General features: G+C 46.9%; 18 protein-coding genes. 13 read left to right on the top strand and 5 right to left on the bottom strand.

Going from position 1 to position 15,674, the window contains the following annotated elements:
* The first annotated feature begins 2 nt into the window (after positions 1 to 2).
* The 7 genes from NYE68_RS05370 (at position 3) to NYE68_RS05400 (ending at position 4,751) form a co-directional block, all read left to right on the top strand.
* A complete protein-coding gene (locus NYE68_RS05370) occupies positions 3 to 536 on the top strand; it encodes an NAD(P)H-dependent oxidoreductase (RefSeq protein WP_003155386.1) in 534 nt (177 codons plus the stop codon).
* Positions 537 to 548: 12 nt separating this feature from the next.
* A complete protein-coding gene (locus tag NYE68_RS05375; protein WP_003155385.1) occupies positions 549 to 920 on the top strand; it encodes a hypothetical protein in 372 nt (123 codons plus the stop codon).
* A 119-nt stretch (positions 921 to 1,039) separates the two neighbouring features.
* A complete protein-coding gene (locus tag NYE68_RS05380; protein ID WP_012117148.1) occupies positions 1,040 to 1,807 on the top strand; it encodes a hypothetical protein in 768 nt (255 codons plus the stop codon).
* A 2-nt stretch (positions 1,808 to 1,809) separates the two neighbouring features.
* Positions 1,810 to 2,187 (top strand): GntR family transcriptional regulator, encoded by a 378-nt coding sequence (locus tag NYE68_RS05385; protein ID WP_031378425.1) that lies wholly within the window; start codon positions 1,810 to 1,812, stop codon positions 2,185 to 2,187.
* Entirely contained in the window at positions 2,177 to 2,893 is a 717-nt protein-coding gene (locus tag NYE68_RS05390) for an ABC transporter ATP-binding protein (protein ID WP_039252235.1), read from the top strand. Before NYE68_RS05385 ends, NYE68_RS05390 begins: the two co-directional genes overlap by 11 nt.
* Complete coding sequence (locus NYE68_RS05395; protein ID WP_031378427.1) at positions 2,894 to 3,811, top strand: ABC transporter ATP-binding protein; 918 nt, start codon at positions 2,894 to 2,896, stop codon at positions 3,809 to 3,811.
* Positions 3,804 to 4,751: an ABC transporter permease gene (locus NYE68_RS05400; protein ID WP_031378428.1), complete on the top strand. Its 948-nt coding sequence runs from the start codon at positions 3,804 to 3,806 to the stop codon at positions 4,749 to 4,751. The genes NYE68_RS05395 and NYE68_RS05400 overlap by 8 nt, the downstream gene beginning before the upstream one ends.
* 91 nt (positions 4,752 to 4,842) lie before the next feature.
* On the opposite strand, the gene cspB is transcribed toward NYE68_RS05400, so the two are convergent.
* Positions 4,843 to 5,043: a cold shock-like protein CspB gene (cspB, locus tag NYE68_RS05405; RefSeq protein WP_003155376.1), complete on the bottom strand. Its 201-nt coding sequence runs from the start codon at positions 5,041 to 5,043 to the stop codon at positions 4,843 to 4,845.
* Positions 5,044 to 5,425: 382 nt separating this feature from the next.
* Between cspB and NYE68_RS05410 the strand changes: the two genes are divergently transcribed.
* Positions 5,426 to 6,256, top strand: a complete 831-nt coding sequence (locus NYE68_RS05410; protein ID WP_053573517.1) for a MetQ/NlpA family ABC transporter substrate-binding protein — start codon at positions 5,426 to 5,428, stop codon at positions 6,254 to 6,256.
* Positions 6,257 to 6,272: 16 nt separating this feature from the next.
* Here NYE68_RS05410 and NYE68_RS05415 read toward each other — a convergent pair whose 3' ends face one another.
* On the bottom strand, positions 6,273 to 7,352 hold the full coding sequence (locus NYE68_RS05415) for a diguanylate cyclase (RefSeq protein ID WP_053573518.1): 1,080 nt from the start codon (positions 7,350 to 7,352) through the stop codon (positions 6,273 to 6,275).
* A 151-nt stretch (positions 7,353 to 7,503) separates the two neighbouring features.
* Between NYE68_RS05415 and NYE68_RS05420 the strand changes: the two genes are divergently transcribed.
* Complete coding sequence (locus NYE68_RS05420) at positions 7,504 to 8,895, top strand: L-cystine transporter (protein ID WP_015239461.1); 1,392 nt, start codon at positions 7,504 to 7,506, stop codon at positions 8,893 to 8,895.
* A 70-nt stretch (positions 8,896 to 8,965) separates the two neighbouring features.
* Here NYE68_RS05420 and NYE68_RS05425 read toward each other — a convergent pair whose 3' ends face one another.
* The gene (locus tag NYE68_RS05425; RefSeq protein ID WP_342494073.1) at positions 8,966 to 9,544 is read right to left on the bottom strand and encodes a hypothetical protein; all 579 of its coding nucleotides are present in this window, start codon (positions 9,542 to 9,544) and stop codon (positions 8,966 to 8,968) included.
* 144 nt (positions 9,545 to 9,688) lie between these two features.
* Here NYE68_RS05425 and NYE68_RS05430 point away from each other — a divergent pair, with 144 nt between their 5' ends.
* Together NYE68_RS05430 and NYE68_RS05435 are read left to right on the top strand one after the other, a co-directional pair.
* The gene (locus NYE68_RS05430; protein WP_003155362.1) at positions 9,689 to 10,228 is read left to right on the top strand and encodes a YhcN/YlaJ family sporulation lipoprotein; all 540 of its coding nucleotides are present in this window, start codon (positions 9,689 to 9,691) and stop codon (positions 10,226 to 10,228) included.
* A gap of 120 nt (positions 10,229 to 10,348) precedes the next feature.
* Complete coding sequence (locus NYE68_RS05435) at positions 10,349 to 11,251, top strand: hypothetical protein (protein WP_025649518.1); 903 nt, start codon at positions 10,349 to 10,351, stop codon at positions 11,249 to 11,251.
* On the opposite strand, the gene NYE68_RS05440 is transcribed toward NYE68_RS05435, so the two are convergent.
* Entirely contained in the window at positions 11,252 to 11,914 is a 663-nt protein-coding gene (locus NYE68_RS05440) for a spore coat protein (protein WP_060674945.1), read from the bottom strand.
* Positions 11,915 to 12,106: 192 nt separating this feature from the next.
* Between NYE68_RS05440 and NYE68_RS05445 the strand changes: the two genes are divergently transcribed.
* Together NYE68_RS05445 and NYE68_RS05450 are read left to right on the top strand one after the other, a co-directional pair.
* Positions 12,107 to 14,161: a 5'-nucleotidase C-terminal domain-containing protein gene (locus NYE68_RS05445; protein WP_324636009.1), complete on the top strand. Its 2,055-nt coding sequence runs from the start codon at positions 12,107 to 12,109 to the stop codon at positions 14,159 to 14,161.
* Entirely contained in the window at positions 14,158 to 14,754 is a 597-nt protein-coding gene (locus NYE68_RS05450; protein WP_039062837.1) for a class D sortase, read from the top strand. The genes NYE68_RS05445 and NYE68_RS05450 overlap by 4 nt, the downstream gene beginning before the upstream one ends.
* Here the strand turns inward: NYE68_RS05450 and NYE68_RS05455 are convergent.
* On the bottom strand, positions 14,751 to 15,659 hold the full coding sequence (locus NYE68_RS05455; protein ID WP_324636008.1) for an RluA family pseudouridine synthase: 909 nt from the start codon (positions 15,657 to 15,659) through the stop codon (positions 14,751 to 14,753). The genes NYE68_RS05450 and NYE68_RS05455 overlap by 4 nt on opposite strands.
* Positions 15,660 to 15,674 lie beyond the last annotated feature (15 nt).

The raw sequence follows: 15,674 nt of genomic DNA on the forward strand, positions 1-15,674 counted from the left end.
GAATGAAAATTTACGTAGTGTACGATAGTGAAGGCGAACATACAAAACACCTTGCTGAAGCCATTGCCGAAGGAGCACGAGAAAACGCTGAGGCTGAAGTCCTGATCGACCATGTCGATCAAGCAGACATCCGCAAGCTGAAAGACATGGATGCCATTATCTGGGGATGCCCAGGACACTTTGGCACCATCAGTTCAGGCTTAAAAGCGTGGATCGACAGACTCGGCTATCTGTGGGCTGAAGGCGAGCTGATTGATAAAGTCGGCGCCGTATTCTGTACGACGGCGACAACACATGGCGGATTAGAAATGACAATGCACAATCTGATCACTCCTATGTTTCACCAAGGCATGATTGTTGTCGGACTTCCCGGCAACGTTCCTGAAAACGCGCTGTACGGCTCTTACTACGGTGCGGGCGTCACATGCCCGGTTGACAGCGATGTGCTGATGACGGAAGAAGGCCTTCAATTAGGCCGTGCGCTTGGCAGACGTGTCAGCCAAGTCACAGGTAATCTAACTGCCGGACGACAGTAAGGAGAGGGTTATATGGCCATTATTATAGCGGTTATTGCTGCTGTCATTGTGATTGCACTTCTTATCACATTCAATGTCCGCAGCACTTCTGCAGGACAGGATGTCAAAGAAGAAAAGAGAGAAGCGATCGGCACTACAGCCGAACAGCCGGAAAAGCATGATCCGGCCGAGGAGCGCTCAGCCGAGCATGCTCCCGTCGTTGTAAAATCTGAATCTCCCCGTGAGAAAAAGAATACAATGGGCGATGATGTGTACCGTCAGGCGCTTCAGAAGTTTAAGACTTCTGAGACGGATCAGGAACCAAACGATCCTGATAGCGGCGGCAAAATGCAGGATAGCAGCTATCGTGATGCGCTGCTCTCCTTAAAAAACAAAAAGAAGTAATTGAAAAGGCAAATCTGCGTAAGAGCGGATTTGTCTTTTTTTTATTGAAGATATTGTAATACGTGATGATCTAGTGTACTATGTTACTCATACACTTGATCCGAATGGAGAGAGAAAGAATGACATCGTTTTTAGGTTTGCTGAAAAAAGATGCGAAAGTTTCATGGATTTGGCTCGCGGTGTGGCTTTGCGGCATGATTTGCTGGGCGTTTGCAGCCCACGTCATCGCTGCCCGTCAGAAAGAACCGCTCGTCATTTTCGGCTTTTTTACGGCAATGGGGTTTTTTCAATTTCTTGTAGCGCCGCTTTTTATGTACTATCACCTTCATAAAGAAGGAAAAAATCAGCTGTGGCTTTACAATCCGAATGGAGGATTTTATCTGCTGGCTTCCAAGCTGACGGCCTCACTGCTGTATCAGTTGATCGGGCAGCTGGCGCTGACCGGTTACGGCATTTGGATGTACCGGATGCTTTCTGCAAAAGGAGCGCTGGAACACACCATTCCCCTGGCCGGCACATTAACCGGACTGAATGCTTACCTGCTGATCAGTTCAGCGTATTTATCTGTGATCGTGGCCGTATTTTGGACTGTTTTTCACTCATTAAAACATGTTCCCGTCCTCCGTTGGGTGATCTGCATCGTGCTTGCGTTTGTCTGGACCTATATTGACGATAAAATCATTACGCCTTTCACTTCATCTCAACATGATTTATGGCCGGTAAAAGTGTATGCGGATTTTGATTTTCACTATACAAAATTGACCGGCTGGACGGTGGAGCTGAAGGCCGTCCACATCTCGCTTTTCAGCTTCCTGGCAGTGATCGTGCTTGCGGCGCTCTGTCTCGCGCTGGCCTCTATGCTGCTGAATCGAAAGGTTGAGGTGTAATGATGGAGAATGAATTTCAGTCATCCAAGCCGATTTATCTGCAGATTGCCGATCGTGTATATTACCGGCTGATCCGAGACGAGCTTTCACCGGGGGACAAACTGCCGTCCGTAAGGGAGATGGCCGTACAGATGAAAGTGAATCCGAATACGATACAAAGAACGTACAGTGAAATGGAAAGGCTGGGGATCGTGGAGACGAGAAGAGGACAGGGAACCTTTATAGCGGAAAGGTCCGATCTGAAAGCGGAGCTGAAAGACAGGCTGACTAAAGACGTTTTCAAACGCTTTATTCAGGAAATGGCGGAGCTGGGGTTATCTCCTGAGGAAATGATCGACGGGATCAAACAATATGCGGAGGAAGCAAACGATGAATCTTGATTTTGAACGCGTAACAAAAAAATACGGCCGCAGGCTCGCGGTCAGCGATGTATCATTTTCATTGTCTCCGGGTAAAATCTACGGAATTTTAGGGCCGAACGGAAGCGGTAAATCAACAACGCTTAAAATGCTTGCCGGGCTAGCGTTCCCGACATCGGGCGCCGTCCGGATGGGAGACTGCGCAGTAAGCAGGAACATGCTGTTTCGTACGGCTTATTTAACCGAACACGATATGTTTTCCGCCCGGACGACCGTCGGTGATATGCTCACATTTTATCATTCGCAATTCCCGGATTTTCAGCTGGAAAAAGCACATAACCTATTAACGGAAATGAATCTTTCAGCGAAGCGGAAGATAAAAGAGCTGTCCAAAGGCAGCCGGGGCAGGCTGAAAATCGTTTTGGCCCTGTCGAGAAAAGCATCCGTCATTCTGCTGGATGAGCCGTTTTCAGGTCTTGATCCGGCTGTCAGAGAATCGATTGTCAACAGTCTCGTATCTTATATTGATTTTGACAGCCAGATCGTCGTCATTGCCACGCATGAGATCGGCGAGATTGAGACGCTGTTAGACGAAGTGATGGTTTTCATAAAAGGGAAAATCGCTGAACGGCGCGAGGTCGAAGAAATTCGGGAACAGGAAGGAATGTCCGTGCTGCAATGGTACAGAAGCGTCATGCAGGCGCACGAAATAGAAGGGGGATTCTAATTGGAAACGGTATTAGAACTGCAACAGGTAAAGAAAACGATAAAAGGACGAACGATTATTCATGATCTGAGCTTCTCCGTCCGGGCGGGCGAAGTGTTTGGGTTTCTAGGGCCGAACGGAGCGGGGAAAACCACTACGATCAGAATGATGGTCGGATTAATGAAACTGTCTCAGGGAGACATCGTAATCTGCGGGGAATCCATTACGAAAAACTATGCAAAAGCGGTCAGGCACGTCGGAGCCATCGTTGAAAACCCGGAGCTGTACAAATTCCTGAGCGGCTATAAAAATTTACAGCAGTACGCAAGGATGGTAAAAGGCGTTACGAAAGAAAAAATAGATGAGGTCATCGAGCTCGTCGGGTTGCAGGACAGAATACATGACAAAGTAAAAACCTACTCTCTCGGAATGAGACAGCGTCTCGGCCTCGCCCAAAGCCTGCTGCATAATCCTAAGGTGCTGATTCTGGATGAACCGACAAACGGCCTTGATCCCGCGGGCATCAGGGAAATCAGGGACCATCTGAAAAAGCTGACACGTGAAAAAGGAATGGCTGTCATCGTCTCAAGCCATCTGCTGTCAGAAATGGAGTTAATGTGCGACCGAATCGGCATTCTGCAAAAAGGGGAGCTTGTCGATATTCAAAAAGTAAGGGATGAAGGAAAAGAGGATAAAGATACATACTTCTTCCATATTGAACAAAGAGAAGAGGCTCTGGCCGTTCTGAGTCAGTTTGACTGTATGAAGAAGACAAACGGCATTGAGATCAGGCTGTCAAAACAGGAAGTGCCTGATGTGATATCACTGCTCGTCCGTGAAAACATCCGCTTATATGAAGTGAAAATCATGACAAAATCTTTGGAAGACCGTTTCTTGGAGATTACCGGCGGGACGAAAGAGGAGGTTCAATATGTTTAAGCTGATCTATAATGAATGGATAAAAATTTTCAGCCGCGTCGGCACGTGGGCTATGATTGTAATTTTAGGCGTTTCGATGATCGGTTTTGCGCTTCTGTCAAACCATTTCACCTCGAGCGAAGCCAATCCGAATTGGAAACAGGAGCTCCAGGCCGAAAACAAAGAAATGAAACAGCAGATGAAGGAAACCGGAAATCAGACTGTCATTGATAGTCTGAAACAGAATATCGCGATAAATCAATACCGTATGGATCATAATATTCCTGAGGATACAGGGTACACAGTGTGGTCATACGTAGCTGATTCTTCGATGATGACGGTTTTGACCGGGCTGTTTACGATTATCATTGCCGCAGGCATCGTGGCGAATGAGTTCAACTGGGGGACGATCAAGCTGCTGGCTATCCGTCCGCTCAGCCGTTTTCAGATTTTGCTTTCTAAATATATGACGGTGCTGCTGTTCGGACTGCTGATGCTTGTGATTTTATTTGCCGGCTCCGCTCTGCTGGGATTGGTCTTTTTCGGTACAGGGGGAGATACTGCGGCTGATGTTCATCTCGTATACAAAGACGGCCATGTTTTTGAGCAAAATATCATCGCTTTCCTCGCTAAAACCTATGTCTATGAATCTGTCTCCGCTTTTATGCTTGCGACGATGGCGTTTATGCTGTCTGCGGTATTCCGGAACAGCTCATTAGCGGTCGGATTTTCTATTTTTCTATTGGTTATGGGGAACACGGCGACTGTATTTCTTGCCACGAAATTTGAATGGACCAAATATATTTTATTCGCCAATACGGATTTGTCGCAATATATGAACGGGACTCCTTTAGTAGAGGGGATGACGATGACATTTTCGGTTGTGATGCTTGTGATTTACTTCATCATTTTTCTGGCGCTCGCATTCGGCGTCTTCTTAAAACGCGATATTGCCACCTGATATAAAAAAGCTGTTTTGCCTTTGCAAAACAGCTTTTCGTTTTAGATGAAAAAAACCCTGCCGGCGTACACCGGCAGGGTTTTTAAACAATTTATGCTTTTGTTACGTTAGCAGCTTGTGGTCCGCGGTTTCCTTCAACGATTTCGAAAGAAACAGATTGGCCTTCTTCTAAAGTTTTGAAGCCTTCGCCTTGAATAGCAGAGAAGTGAACGAATACATCGTCTTGACCTTCTACTTCGATGAATCCGAATCCTTTTTCAGAGTTGAACCATTTTACTTTACCTTCTAACATGAAATTTCCTCCTAAAGCGACATAACGCTTAAATTCACTATTCTTGCTCTAAAACAAACTTCCAAGACGAAAACTCTTACAAAACTTTCTTCTTAAAGATAGTTCGAACAAAAATAATTACCTTTACTCTACCAGTAATTCGAAGAAAAAACAACTGCTAAATGTAACTTTTTTCGAAATAACATGTTTTAAGAGGGGAACGCTCTGATACGGAAATCTGATTTGAGACTAGAACAGCCCATTTTCAGCTGATAAAAACCGCTTTACGGTCTCTTAAGGAAGCAATTGACAACCTTTTTTTTAATCGGTATTGTATGTAATCATGAGCCCGAATACCATGGTGCCGCCTCTGTACATAAAAATAGATAGGGAGTAGGTCAACTTGAACCTGCGGCTTATAAACAGTCTGTTTCTTTTCATTTTGATCATGTCACTTACTTCATGTCATTATCCTGACGGGAACCGGACAATTACTATCGGAATCAATGAATCTGATCAATCGATCTGGGAGTTTGTCGCGAAAAAAGCCGGTGAGGAAGGATTGCAGCTTTCTTTGGTAACGTTTTCGGATTATGCCGAGGCCGATTTGGCGCTTGCCGGTGGGGATCTCGACGCCAATGCGTTTCAATCCGTTTCTTATTTTCAATCTTTGCCGCCTCATATGAAAAAGAAGCTGGCTCCTTTAGGAACGACATATGCGGCATCGCTGGGGGTGTATTCCAAGCAACATAAACGGCTGAAGGATATACCGGACGGAGCTGTCATTGCCGTGCCTGGTGAAGCGGCGGCCTTCGGCAGGGCGCTTTTTCTCATGCAGGAGGCCGGACTGATGACATTGAAAAAGGGATTCACCGGTACGGGTTCAACTGATATGATCAAGGACAACCCGAAGCATCTGACCTTAAAAACGGAAACAAAAAAGAACGCCTATCAGGCGGCGGAACATGCTGACGCAGCAGTTCTCAGTCAAAGCGAGGCGAAAAGAGCAGGATTTCATGCGGAGAAGGACGCGCTGATCCGATCGGCGCAAATGAAGGAAGCATATATTCATCTGATCGCCGTCAGAGCTGAGAATAAAGATGATGAACGGATGCAAAAACTCCTGTCTTTGTATCAATCAGATGATACCGCGGCGTTTATTGAAAAAGAATATGAGGGCAGCCTGATTCCTGTTTTCCTGAGGGGCGGTTTTCTCACTGAAAAGAAAGAATGATTTCCTCTTCGGGCGATCATTCTTTTTTTTCAGTGCTGCACACTTGATTGCGCCCTGATGTTTTCGCTTTGTACAGCATCCGGTCCGCGATCAGGGGCAATGTCTGAGGATCCGATGTATTTGTCGGATAATGCGCGATGCCGAGGGAAACGGTCACGGGAATTGTATCTCCGCTCGTCAGCAGAATCGGGTTCGCGTCAATCGTGTGCCTGATTTCTTCTGCGAGGTGAAGCCCTTTTGTATACGTGCAATTGGGCATAAGCACGGCAAATTCTTCCCCGCCGATACGGGCTGACGGATCAGAACTGCTGAGTAAGAACCTCAGGCGCGCCCCCAGTTCCTTCAGCACTTGGTCCCCTTCATAATGGCCGTATTGGTCATTGATCTGCTTAAAGTGATCAATATCCAAATAAATAAGCGCGAGCTGAGACGAGGGGGATTGAGACGCCCGATCGTACAGAACGCGCGAGACTTCCTCGAATTTTCTCTTATTAAAAATCCCCGTCAGAAAATCATAATTCGCTTGAAACTTGTATTGCTTGAACAAAAGGCGGGCATCGGCTTCGTGTTTAATGATATACAGCGACAGCATTCCGCCCAAGGTAGAAATGAGCCAAAAATAAACGAGGGCCCCGGCAGGCTGTTCAGGCATAAGTAACAGCAGCGTCAGGGTGATAATAACATTTGAAAAGAGCAGCATAACGAACGCATTTTTGTGATTCGGCTTTTTTCCTCTGAATACGGCCACAGAAAGTATCGCAATCATGCCGACCGCGGCGATAGAATAAATGGCGCTGGCATTGAAATTGATCAGGATACGGCCTGCCACGATAATGATAAAGGCAGCTGCTGTAGACACCCAGCCTCCGTAAAGAGCGGCGATGATAATGGGGATATTTCTGAGATCAATGATGGAATCGGAGTAAGAAAAGCCGAAAGCAATCAGAAAAACCCCTAAAAGCCCGCAGACCGTCCCCTTCAGTAATTGAAACACCGGACGGTCTTCTTTATGTGAAAGCGACTCTTTAAAAAGAACGGTGAAGAGATAATTAAATGTGATTAAAATCGTCAAATTAAGAAACAGTTCCTTCAGCATAACAATCACCCTTATATAAGTTACTAAAGAAAGGATGGAAAGAAAAGAGAAAAATCAATAAAAATACATATATTGTCAATTCTTACTTGACCGATCGGAATTGATGTAATATAGTGTTTAAGGATAATGAGCAAGGGAGTGTTTACCTGTTTTGGAGAATTTATTTGTAATCTTACATGTTTTTATTTTGTTTTTGTTTATAGCAGGTCTGTTTGTGATGCAAAAAAAACACGTTTCCTTTTCTAAACGTGTCTTTACCGCACTCGGATTAGGCATTGTATTCGGTTTTGCACTGCAATTGATTTACGGGCCGGCCTCACATGTCGTGACACAAACGGCCGATTGGTTTAATATTGCCGGCGGCGGTTATGTCAAATTGCTTCAGATGATCGTCATGCCGCTAGTCTTTATTTCTATTCTCGGCGCATTTACGAAGCTTAAACTGACCCATAACATTGGGAAAATCAGCGGACTGATCATCGGAATTTTGATTGCTACGACAGCAATTGCCGCGGCAGTCGGAATTGTTTCGGCGCTTTCCTTTGATCTGAAAGCCGTTCATATCGACCAGGGGAGCACCGAGTTATCAAGGGGTCAGGAGCTGCAGCAAAAATCTGAGGATATGACGGCCAAAACGCTGCCTCAGCAAATCGTTGAGCTTCTGCCGGGGAATCCGTTTCTTGATTTCACGGGAGCCAGACCGACTTCCACCATCGGAGTCGTTATTTTCGCCGCTTTCCTCGGCATCGCTTTTCTGGGCGTGAAACGGAAACAGCCGGAGCACGCAGCGACATTCAGCGGAATTGTCGATGCGGTTTACGCGATTATTATGCGCGTCGTGACATTAATTTTAAGACTGACGCCTTACGGAGTATTGGCGATTATGACCAAAACGATCGCGACAAGCGACATCGACAGCATTGCGAAACTGGGGATGTTTGTGATCGCTTCATACGCCGCGCTTATCGCCATGTTTATCATTCACTTGCTGCTGATCACGTTCAGCGGTTTAAATCCGATCACATACGTGAAAAAAGCTTTTCCGGTTATGGTGTTTGCGTTTACGTCCCGTTCAAGCGCAGGGGCTTTGCCGCTTAATATTAAAACACAAAAAAGCATGGGCGTACCGGAAGGCATTGCGAACTTCGCCGGTTCATTCGGCTTATCAATCGGTCAAAACGGCTGTGCCGGCATTTATCCGGCGATGCTCGCGATGATGATTGCGCCGACAGTGGGGCAAAACCCGTTTGAACCGGGATTTATCATTTCCGTCATCGCCATCGTGGCAATCAGTTCATTCGGTGTAGCAGGCGTGGGAGGCGGCGCGACATTTGCGGCTCTGCTCGTCCTATCCGCTTTGAACATGCCTGTGGCGCTTGCCGGACTGCTCATTTCAATTGAGCCGTTAATTGACATGGGGCGCACCGCCTTAAATGTCAGCGGCAGTATGACCGCAGGGCTGTTAACAAGTAAAATGACGAAGGAAACCGATACCGCGGTGTACAATGATTCCACAATCGTCATTGAAACTGAAGAAGCTTAATAAAAAAGCAGATAGCACTAAAACGAAAAATCCTTCATCGTTGAACGAATGAAGGATTTTTTTTTCGTTTCTAATGATTTCCGGGTTCAATTTCTTCCAGCATATTCATCACGGTGCTGTCATTTAAAACATTTACCGCGCTTTCTTCGAAGTGAATCGGCTCGGTATAGTGAGGCTTCGGCGAAGTTTCTTTACTGCGGCTGCGGTCTGCCTGTCTGTCCGTATGGGATGAGCCGGAGTGATTGCGGGAAGTCTGCTCATGCTGCTGTCCGCTGGATTCGTCGCCGAAAGCCTGTTTAATCAGGTCGGCAGGCTTCAATGAGCCGGTTTGTGAATGCCGGGCTTTGTCCGTGTGCTGCTGTCCGCCGGATTCGCCGCCGAAAGCCTGTTTAATCAGGTCGGCAGGCTGCATGGAGCCGGTTTGTGAATGCCGGGCTTTGTCCGTGTGCTGCTGTCCGCCGGATTCCCCGCTGAAAGCCTGTTGAATCAGGTCAGCAGGCTGCATGGAGTGTGTGCCATCTTTATGCTGCATTCTGCCTGAAACCATTCCGGAGATTTTCCGGCGGATTTCGGGTGATAAAGCTGCAATCAGAATCGATGATCCGATCAGCAGCGCTGTCGGGCTGATACCGCTTTTTTTTCTGAACAAGTTAAATCCCTCCTCATTCAATTGATTACGCTTACCTTTCCCTTTCCTTCTGATATTTATCCAAACCGCTCAGGATGCAAACGGCGTGCATAAATCCCGCCGAATAGAAAAACCTATACGTAAAGTGAGAAAGGAGGAATTCACATGATAAAAAAGCAAGCAGTTATCTCTGCCCTTCTTCTGCCGATGCTGATTACCGCAGGGTGCAGTATGGGGAACCAAGGAGAAGGAAAACGAAATGACAACCGCACCCAGAATGTAAATTACCGCAACACGCCTAACGACGGTGCGACAAATATGAATACAGTGAACCGTCATAACCAAAACACCGATCACAATGACAATCGTAACCTGAGAGTGGCTGATAAGGCCGCCGACAAGGTGACTGATTTAAAAGAGGTTAAAAATGCGACTGTGATCGTTGCCGGAAACAGCGCATATGTTGCCGTTGTTTTGACAAACGGGCAAAAAGGCGCCATCGCCAACCATTTGAAAAATAAGATTACCGATAAGGTGAAATCAGCCGATAAACATGTCCGGACTGTATATGTATCAGCGAACCCGGACTTCGTTGAACGCATGCAAGGCTACGGAAAACGAATCCAAAACGGACATCCTGTATCCGGTCTGTTTGATGAATTCGGCCAAATGGTGCAGCGTGTATTCCCAAACCCCAATAAATAAATGAATGGAAAAGCCGCATTTGCTGCGGCTTTTTTATTTTATCTGCCGTCACGACCCAGCGCTCCTGAGCATAAAGTAAAGAATGAGATGAAAATGAAAGGATCGGGGAGGGGAGCTTGTTTGCGTGACGGCATGGGGAAACGGGCGGCATTCACTCTGATCCTGTGCGGAGTCCTTGTCATATTGGCTGTCAGTTCAGCCGTTTCAGTAAGTATGATGTACGTCCTGTCAGGCCAAAACAGCCGCTCTGTTCCGACGAAGGAACAAGTGACTGAACACATGAATAAAGAAATTTACAAACATACAGCGATTTACTATACGGCGGATGAAAAGCCGCTCTTGGATCTGACCAAGCTTACGCTGGACCACGCAAAGCGTATCAATCAAATCATTGTCGGCTATAAAGGTGCAGCGCCGCTTGAACTCATTTTCTTTTCAGATGAAGCTGAAATGGAGCAATATTCAGGATTGAAAAATGTAGTCGGTTTTTATTCAGAACAGGAGCAGATGATGGGGCTTTTGCCTGAAGAGAAAAAACAGCTTTTGAAAAAAGATGAGCTGGCCGTTTTCATGTATAAGCAATTGATTATACATGAATATACACACTATGCGTTTCATCAAAAAACGCGGCAATTGGGGACGGATACGTCTGTATTTCCGCTTTGGTTTCATGAGGGGCTGAGCGAGTGGGTCGCGCATTATGATGTAGTCATTGATCCGATTGCATTTTCCGTCGTGCCGTTTGATCAATTAACGACCGACCGAAAATGGCAGAAATCGCGTATGGAATATGAAACGGATGTCTATTTGCAAAGCTTCTATATGATAAAGGACTTAACCGAAACATTCGGAGAAGGCATTATCTTAACCATTATCAATAAAACCGCCGAAACACAGGATTTTGAAAAAGGCTTTGAAGCGGCTACGAAAGAAAGCCTGAAACGATTTGAACATGATTTCACAAAAGCATATGAAAAAAAGAAAACGGCGTTGGAGAGTCAGGTTTCCAACGCCGTTTTTTAATCAATGGAGATTTTGCTGCTGCTGTCCCATTTGTCCTTTAATCGGAGGCATTTGCGGCTGTCCCTGGGCCGGTGCAAATGAATTCAGCATGGTCTGCATATCTTGTGCATTGAGCTGAGGAACCTGATAATAACCGTGTTTGTTTTGGTATAAGAAGATTTCATACGCCATTTCGACATATTGCTGAATTTGGGCGGAGAGCACTCTTCTAGTGACGGGATTGGTCATTTCAAGCGAGCTCATCGTCAAGAGAGAAGCTTGAGCTTTAATCAGGCCGAGCATATGGCCGCTGATCCCGAGATCTTTGACATCATTTAATGATTGATTCGGTTTTTTCGGCTGAGTCGGTTTTATACCGTAGACGGCCTGGTTCTGTTCCTTCATCATATATGTCGACGTTTCCTGAGAAGGCTTTTGGCCGGTCTTAAAGCATTCTGCCGTCAGATTATAGAGTCCGAGAATGAATTGATACTGGCGGTCAAGGATGTCGGCCAGCTGCTGATCCTGTATAAACTGTCTGAGCATCATAAATTGATCCAAAACGCCGACTGTTCCGGCCAGCACTTCATGCATATCGAAAAGCTCATGTCCTCCGTGATTCACTTGCGGTGAACCCGGGATCCCTTGATTTACTGGCGGCTGCTGATTCTGCTGCTGTTCCACTGGTTGTTTTCCTCCTTCATGTCAAATCATCATTAAGATGTGAAAAAAGCCGATCCGTTATACATCAAGACCTGTTTCGTTACGTGGGGATTATTTACTATTTTGCGCCAGCGAAGACAATCTTTACAAAAAAGTGATGTGATTTTTAAGAAAATAAGCTAACGTATTTCTTAGAAGACAGGGGGGAAATGAATGAAGAAAAAAAGGGGTATGCGTCTTTCGTGCTGTTTGCTGACGGTTAGTTTTTTGATGTTCAGCGTGAAAGATGCGGAAGCAATCGGACAAGCCGGATCACTGAATGAAGCCGGCACGGATAAAGCGTATAAAGAACAGCAGACAGAAGACTCCGGCCGTGTCCCGCTCAGAATCATCAGCATGAATGATCTGCACGGAAAAATTGATCAGCAATATGAGCTTGACCTTAACGGAGACGGTAAACCGGATGGCACGTTCGGGCGGATGGACTACGCCGCAGCGTACATTAAAAAGGCGAAAGCCGAGAAAGAACACGCCTTTGTCGTGCATGCGGGCGATATGATCGGGGGCAGCTCTCCCGTGTCAGCCCTTTTTCAGGATGAACCGACAGTAGAATTGATGGAAGACATCGGTTTTGATGTCGGAACTGTCGGCAATCACGAATTCGATGAAGGAACGAATGAGCTTAAACGGATCATCAATGGAGGAGATCATCCGGACGGTAAGGGGACAAGCGGTTATGACGGCCAAAATTTCCCGCTCGTCTGCGCCAACTGTAAATTGAAGTCAGGGGAGTCCTTTCTGCCGCCGTATGAAATTAAATACGTTTCCGGAATTCCGGTCGCATTTATCGGGGTTGTAACCAGATCGGCGGCAGGCATGGTCATCCCGGACGGAATTAAAAATATTACGTTTACAGATGAGGTAAAGGCCGTCAATGACGCCGCCGCTGACCTGAAGAAAAAAGGAATTAAAGCAATAGCCGTGCTCGCCCATATGTCTGCTGAACAAAATGGCTCAGCTATCACGGGAGAATCCGCAAAGCTTGCAAGCGGAACAGATTCCGAGATTGATGTGATTTTCGCCGCGCACAATCATAAAGTCGTAAACGGAGAAATCGACGGCAAGCTGATCGTGCAGGCATTTGAATACGGAAAAGCAATCGGAATCGCCGATCTTGAACTTGATAAAGAGTCGAAGGATATCGTGAAAAAATCAGCGGAAATCCAATATATCGATCAAAGTAAAATCAAGCCTGACCCGGCTGCGGCAGGCATATTAAGCAAATATGAAGAGAAAGTGAAACCGATTATCAGCGAAGCGGTCGGGGAAGCGGCCCATGATATAACGGGCGGGTATTCAAATGACGGCGACACGGCGCTCGGAAATCTGATTGCCGACGGTATGAAAGCGAAGATGAAATCCGATTTTGCGCTTATGAATGGGGGAGGCATCCGGGACGGCATAAAAAAAGGGACGATTACATGGGGAGACCTTTATAATGTACAGCCGTTCGGCAATGTGCTGACGAAGCTTGAAATCAAAGGAAAAGATTTGCGGGAGATCATTAACGCGCAAATTTCTCCGGTGTACGGTCCGGATTACAGCATCAGCGGATTTTCCTATACATGGAACCCGGAAACCGGACAAGCGGTTGAAATGAAAATGGCGGACGGGACAGACATACAGCCCGAAAAAGGATATACAGTAACAGTCAATCAATTTATGGCGACGGCAGCGGGGGCAAAATACGGTCCGATCGGGAAACTCGGCAAGAATCCGGTGACGGGGCCTGAGGATTTGGAAGCGACAGTAGACTATGTCAAAAGCTTTTCCGCACCGATTTCTTATCAAACCGACGGCCGCATCCGCACGGCATCAGCCGCCGAAACACCTGATGACACCGGCAATCAGCCGGGAAGCGGGGAAACACCGGGCGGCACCAGGCCTGATAAAGGAGAAAAACCTCAAGCGGAAAAACCCGCTAAAAAACCGGATGCAGCAGAACAGCCTGATCAAACCAAAAAACCTGAACGTCCTGTCGCAGAAGAAACAGCATCTGATACAGTGCAGTCAATTCCCGAATCCCGTCCGGCGTCTGCCGCAAATTCGGAACAAAGCACAAAACAGACTGAAAGCGGCACACAAAAAGGCCGCCCATTGCCTGATACTTCAGCGGGCAGCCATCAGACGGCATTGGCCGGACTGGTGATCACGGGTGCCGGCGTATATTGGCTTTTCAGAAAGAAAAGGGGAACCCGCACACGATGAACAAACTGAAACATATTCCGCTTCTCGTCATCATCGCCGGTATCATCATCACATGTTACGGAAGCTGGAAGATCATTGATTCACATATGAAAACGAACCATTCGCTTGAAGAAGCAAAAAAAGCAACAGAACCTGTCTTGGAAAAGAACGAAACAAAAAGCGCTGTGCTGACACAGCGCAAAAAAGAATTTCACCCCGAAACGGGTGAGGCAAGCGGCATTTTAGAAATCCCTGAAATCGACGCTGAGCTCCCGATCGTGGAAGGGACTGACGCAGATGATTTAGCAAAAGGCGTCGGACATTATAAGGACAGCTATTATCCGGGCGATCACGGCCAAATTGTGTTATCCGGCCACAGGGACACGGTGTTCCGCAGGACCGGCGAATTGAAAAAAGGAGACAGACTGAACGTGATTTTGTCTTACGGCACGTTTTCTTATAAAATCAGCCGTACAAAAATTGTCAGCCGGGATGATACATCTGTCATCACCCTTCAGCACAAGCGGGAGGAACTGATCCTGACCACTTGCTATCCGTTTTCTTACATTGGAAATGCGCCGAAACGATATATTATATATGCCGACCCGGTTTAAGAAAAATACGTTTCGGTAAAATGAGCCAGATCAGCCGGCATCGGCGCCTCGGCAACAATTTCTTCTCCTGAGATCGGATGGACGACACTGACTTTTTTTGCGTGAAGCGCCTGCCTGTGAAACAGCGTCCTGCTTCCGCCGTACAGGTCATCGCCCGCCAACGGATGGCCGATGCTTGCCATATGCACCCTGATTTGATGTGTTCTCCCGGTTTCCAGTTCAAGCTCTGCCAATGTAAGCTGCGCACCGGGATGATAGCCTTTCACTTTGTAATGGGTGACGGCGGCTTGTCCGCCGGGTGAGACGCGCCGTCTGACGGAATGTGACCTGTCGCGTCCGATCGGCGAGTCAACCGTGCCTTTTTTCGGCGTGACTTTTCCTTCCGCCGCGGCGATATAGGTGCGTTTTAATGTTTTGGTTTCGAGCTGACGGTCAAGGATTGCATGGGCCAGGCGGTGTTTCGCGAAAACGACCGCGCCTGACGTGTCACGGTCAAGACGGTGAACGTGGCGCACTTTCGCCTGCTCGCCGTTGATTTGAAAATGGTAAGCGATCAGGTTGCTGAGGGTGCCGGTCTGACCCTCTTCATTTGGATGAGTCGGCATTCCCGCCGGCTTATTTGCAATCAGCATATGATTGTCCTCAAATAAAATGTCCGGCTCTCCGTATTCCGGAGTCACCGAAGAACCCGTTTTTTCTTGAAGATCAATGAATAAGCGATCTCCGGTTTTCAGTATGATGTTGTTTTTCGGGGATGTTCGATTCACCTGAATACTTTCTTGGTTCATCCATTCCATAATTACGGGTTTTGACGCCTGGAATTCAGATTTTAGGACTGAAAACAGCCATTGTCCGGCGTGCTTTTCCGTAATCAGGAGTTCTAGACCGCGGTCATTTTGTTTCATATCATAAAGCTCCTT

Source organism: Bacillus sp. FSL R5-0447 (assembly GCF_038606125.1).
Lineage (GTDB): Bacteria > Bacillota > Bacilli > Bacillales > Bacillaceae > Bacillus > Bacillus velezensis.

Coding starts and splice junctions, on each gene's coding strand:
- NYE68_RS05415 (WP_053573518.1), bottom strand. CDS start 7,352: ATGCTGAAGGAACTGTTTCTTAATTTGACGATTTTAATCACATTTAAT.
- NYE68_RS05370 (WP_003155386.1), top strand. CDS start 3: ATGAAAATTTACGTAGTGTACGATAGTGAAGGCGAACATACAAAACAC.
- NYE68_RS05430 (WP_003155362.1), top strand. CDS start 9,689: ATGATAAAAAAGCAAGCAGTTATCTCTGCCCTTCTTCTGCCGATGCTG.
- NYE68_RS05375 (WP_003155385.1), top strand. CDS start 549: ATGGCCATTATTATAGCGGTTATTGCTGCTGTCATTGTGATTGCACTT.
- cspB (WP_003155376.1), bottom strand. CDS start 5,043: ATGTTAGAAGGTAAAGTAAAATGGTTCAACTCTGAAAAAGGATTCGGA.
- NYE68_RS05390 (WP_039252235.1), top strand. CDS start 2,177: ATGAATCTTGATTTTGAACGCGTAACAAAAAAATACGGCCGCAGGCTC.
- NYE68_RS05450 (WP_039062837.1), top strand. CDS start 14,158: ATGAACAAACTGAAACATATTCCGCTTCTCGTCATCATCGCCGGTATC.
- NYE68_RS05400 (WP_031378428.1), top strand. CDS start 3,804: ATGTTTAAGCTGATCTATAATGAATGGATAAAAATTTTCAGCCGCGTC.
- NYE68_RS05445 (WP_324636009.1), top strand. CDS start 12,107: ATGAAGAAAAAAAGGGGTATGCGTCTTTCGTGCTGTTTGCTGACGGTT.
- NYE68_RS05455 (WP_324636008.1), bottom strand. CDS start 15,659: ATGAAACAAAATGACCGCGGTCTAGAACTCCTGATTACGGAAAAGCAC.
- NYE68_RS05385 (WP_031378425.1), top strand. CDS start 1,810: ATGGAGAATGAATTTCAGTCATCCAAGCCGATTTATCTGCAGATTGCC.
- NYE68_RS05380 (WP_012117148.1), top strand. CDS start 1,040: ATGACATCGTTTTTAGGTTTGCTGAAAAAAGATGCGAAAGTTTCATGG.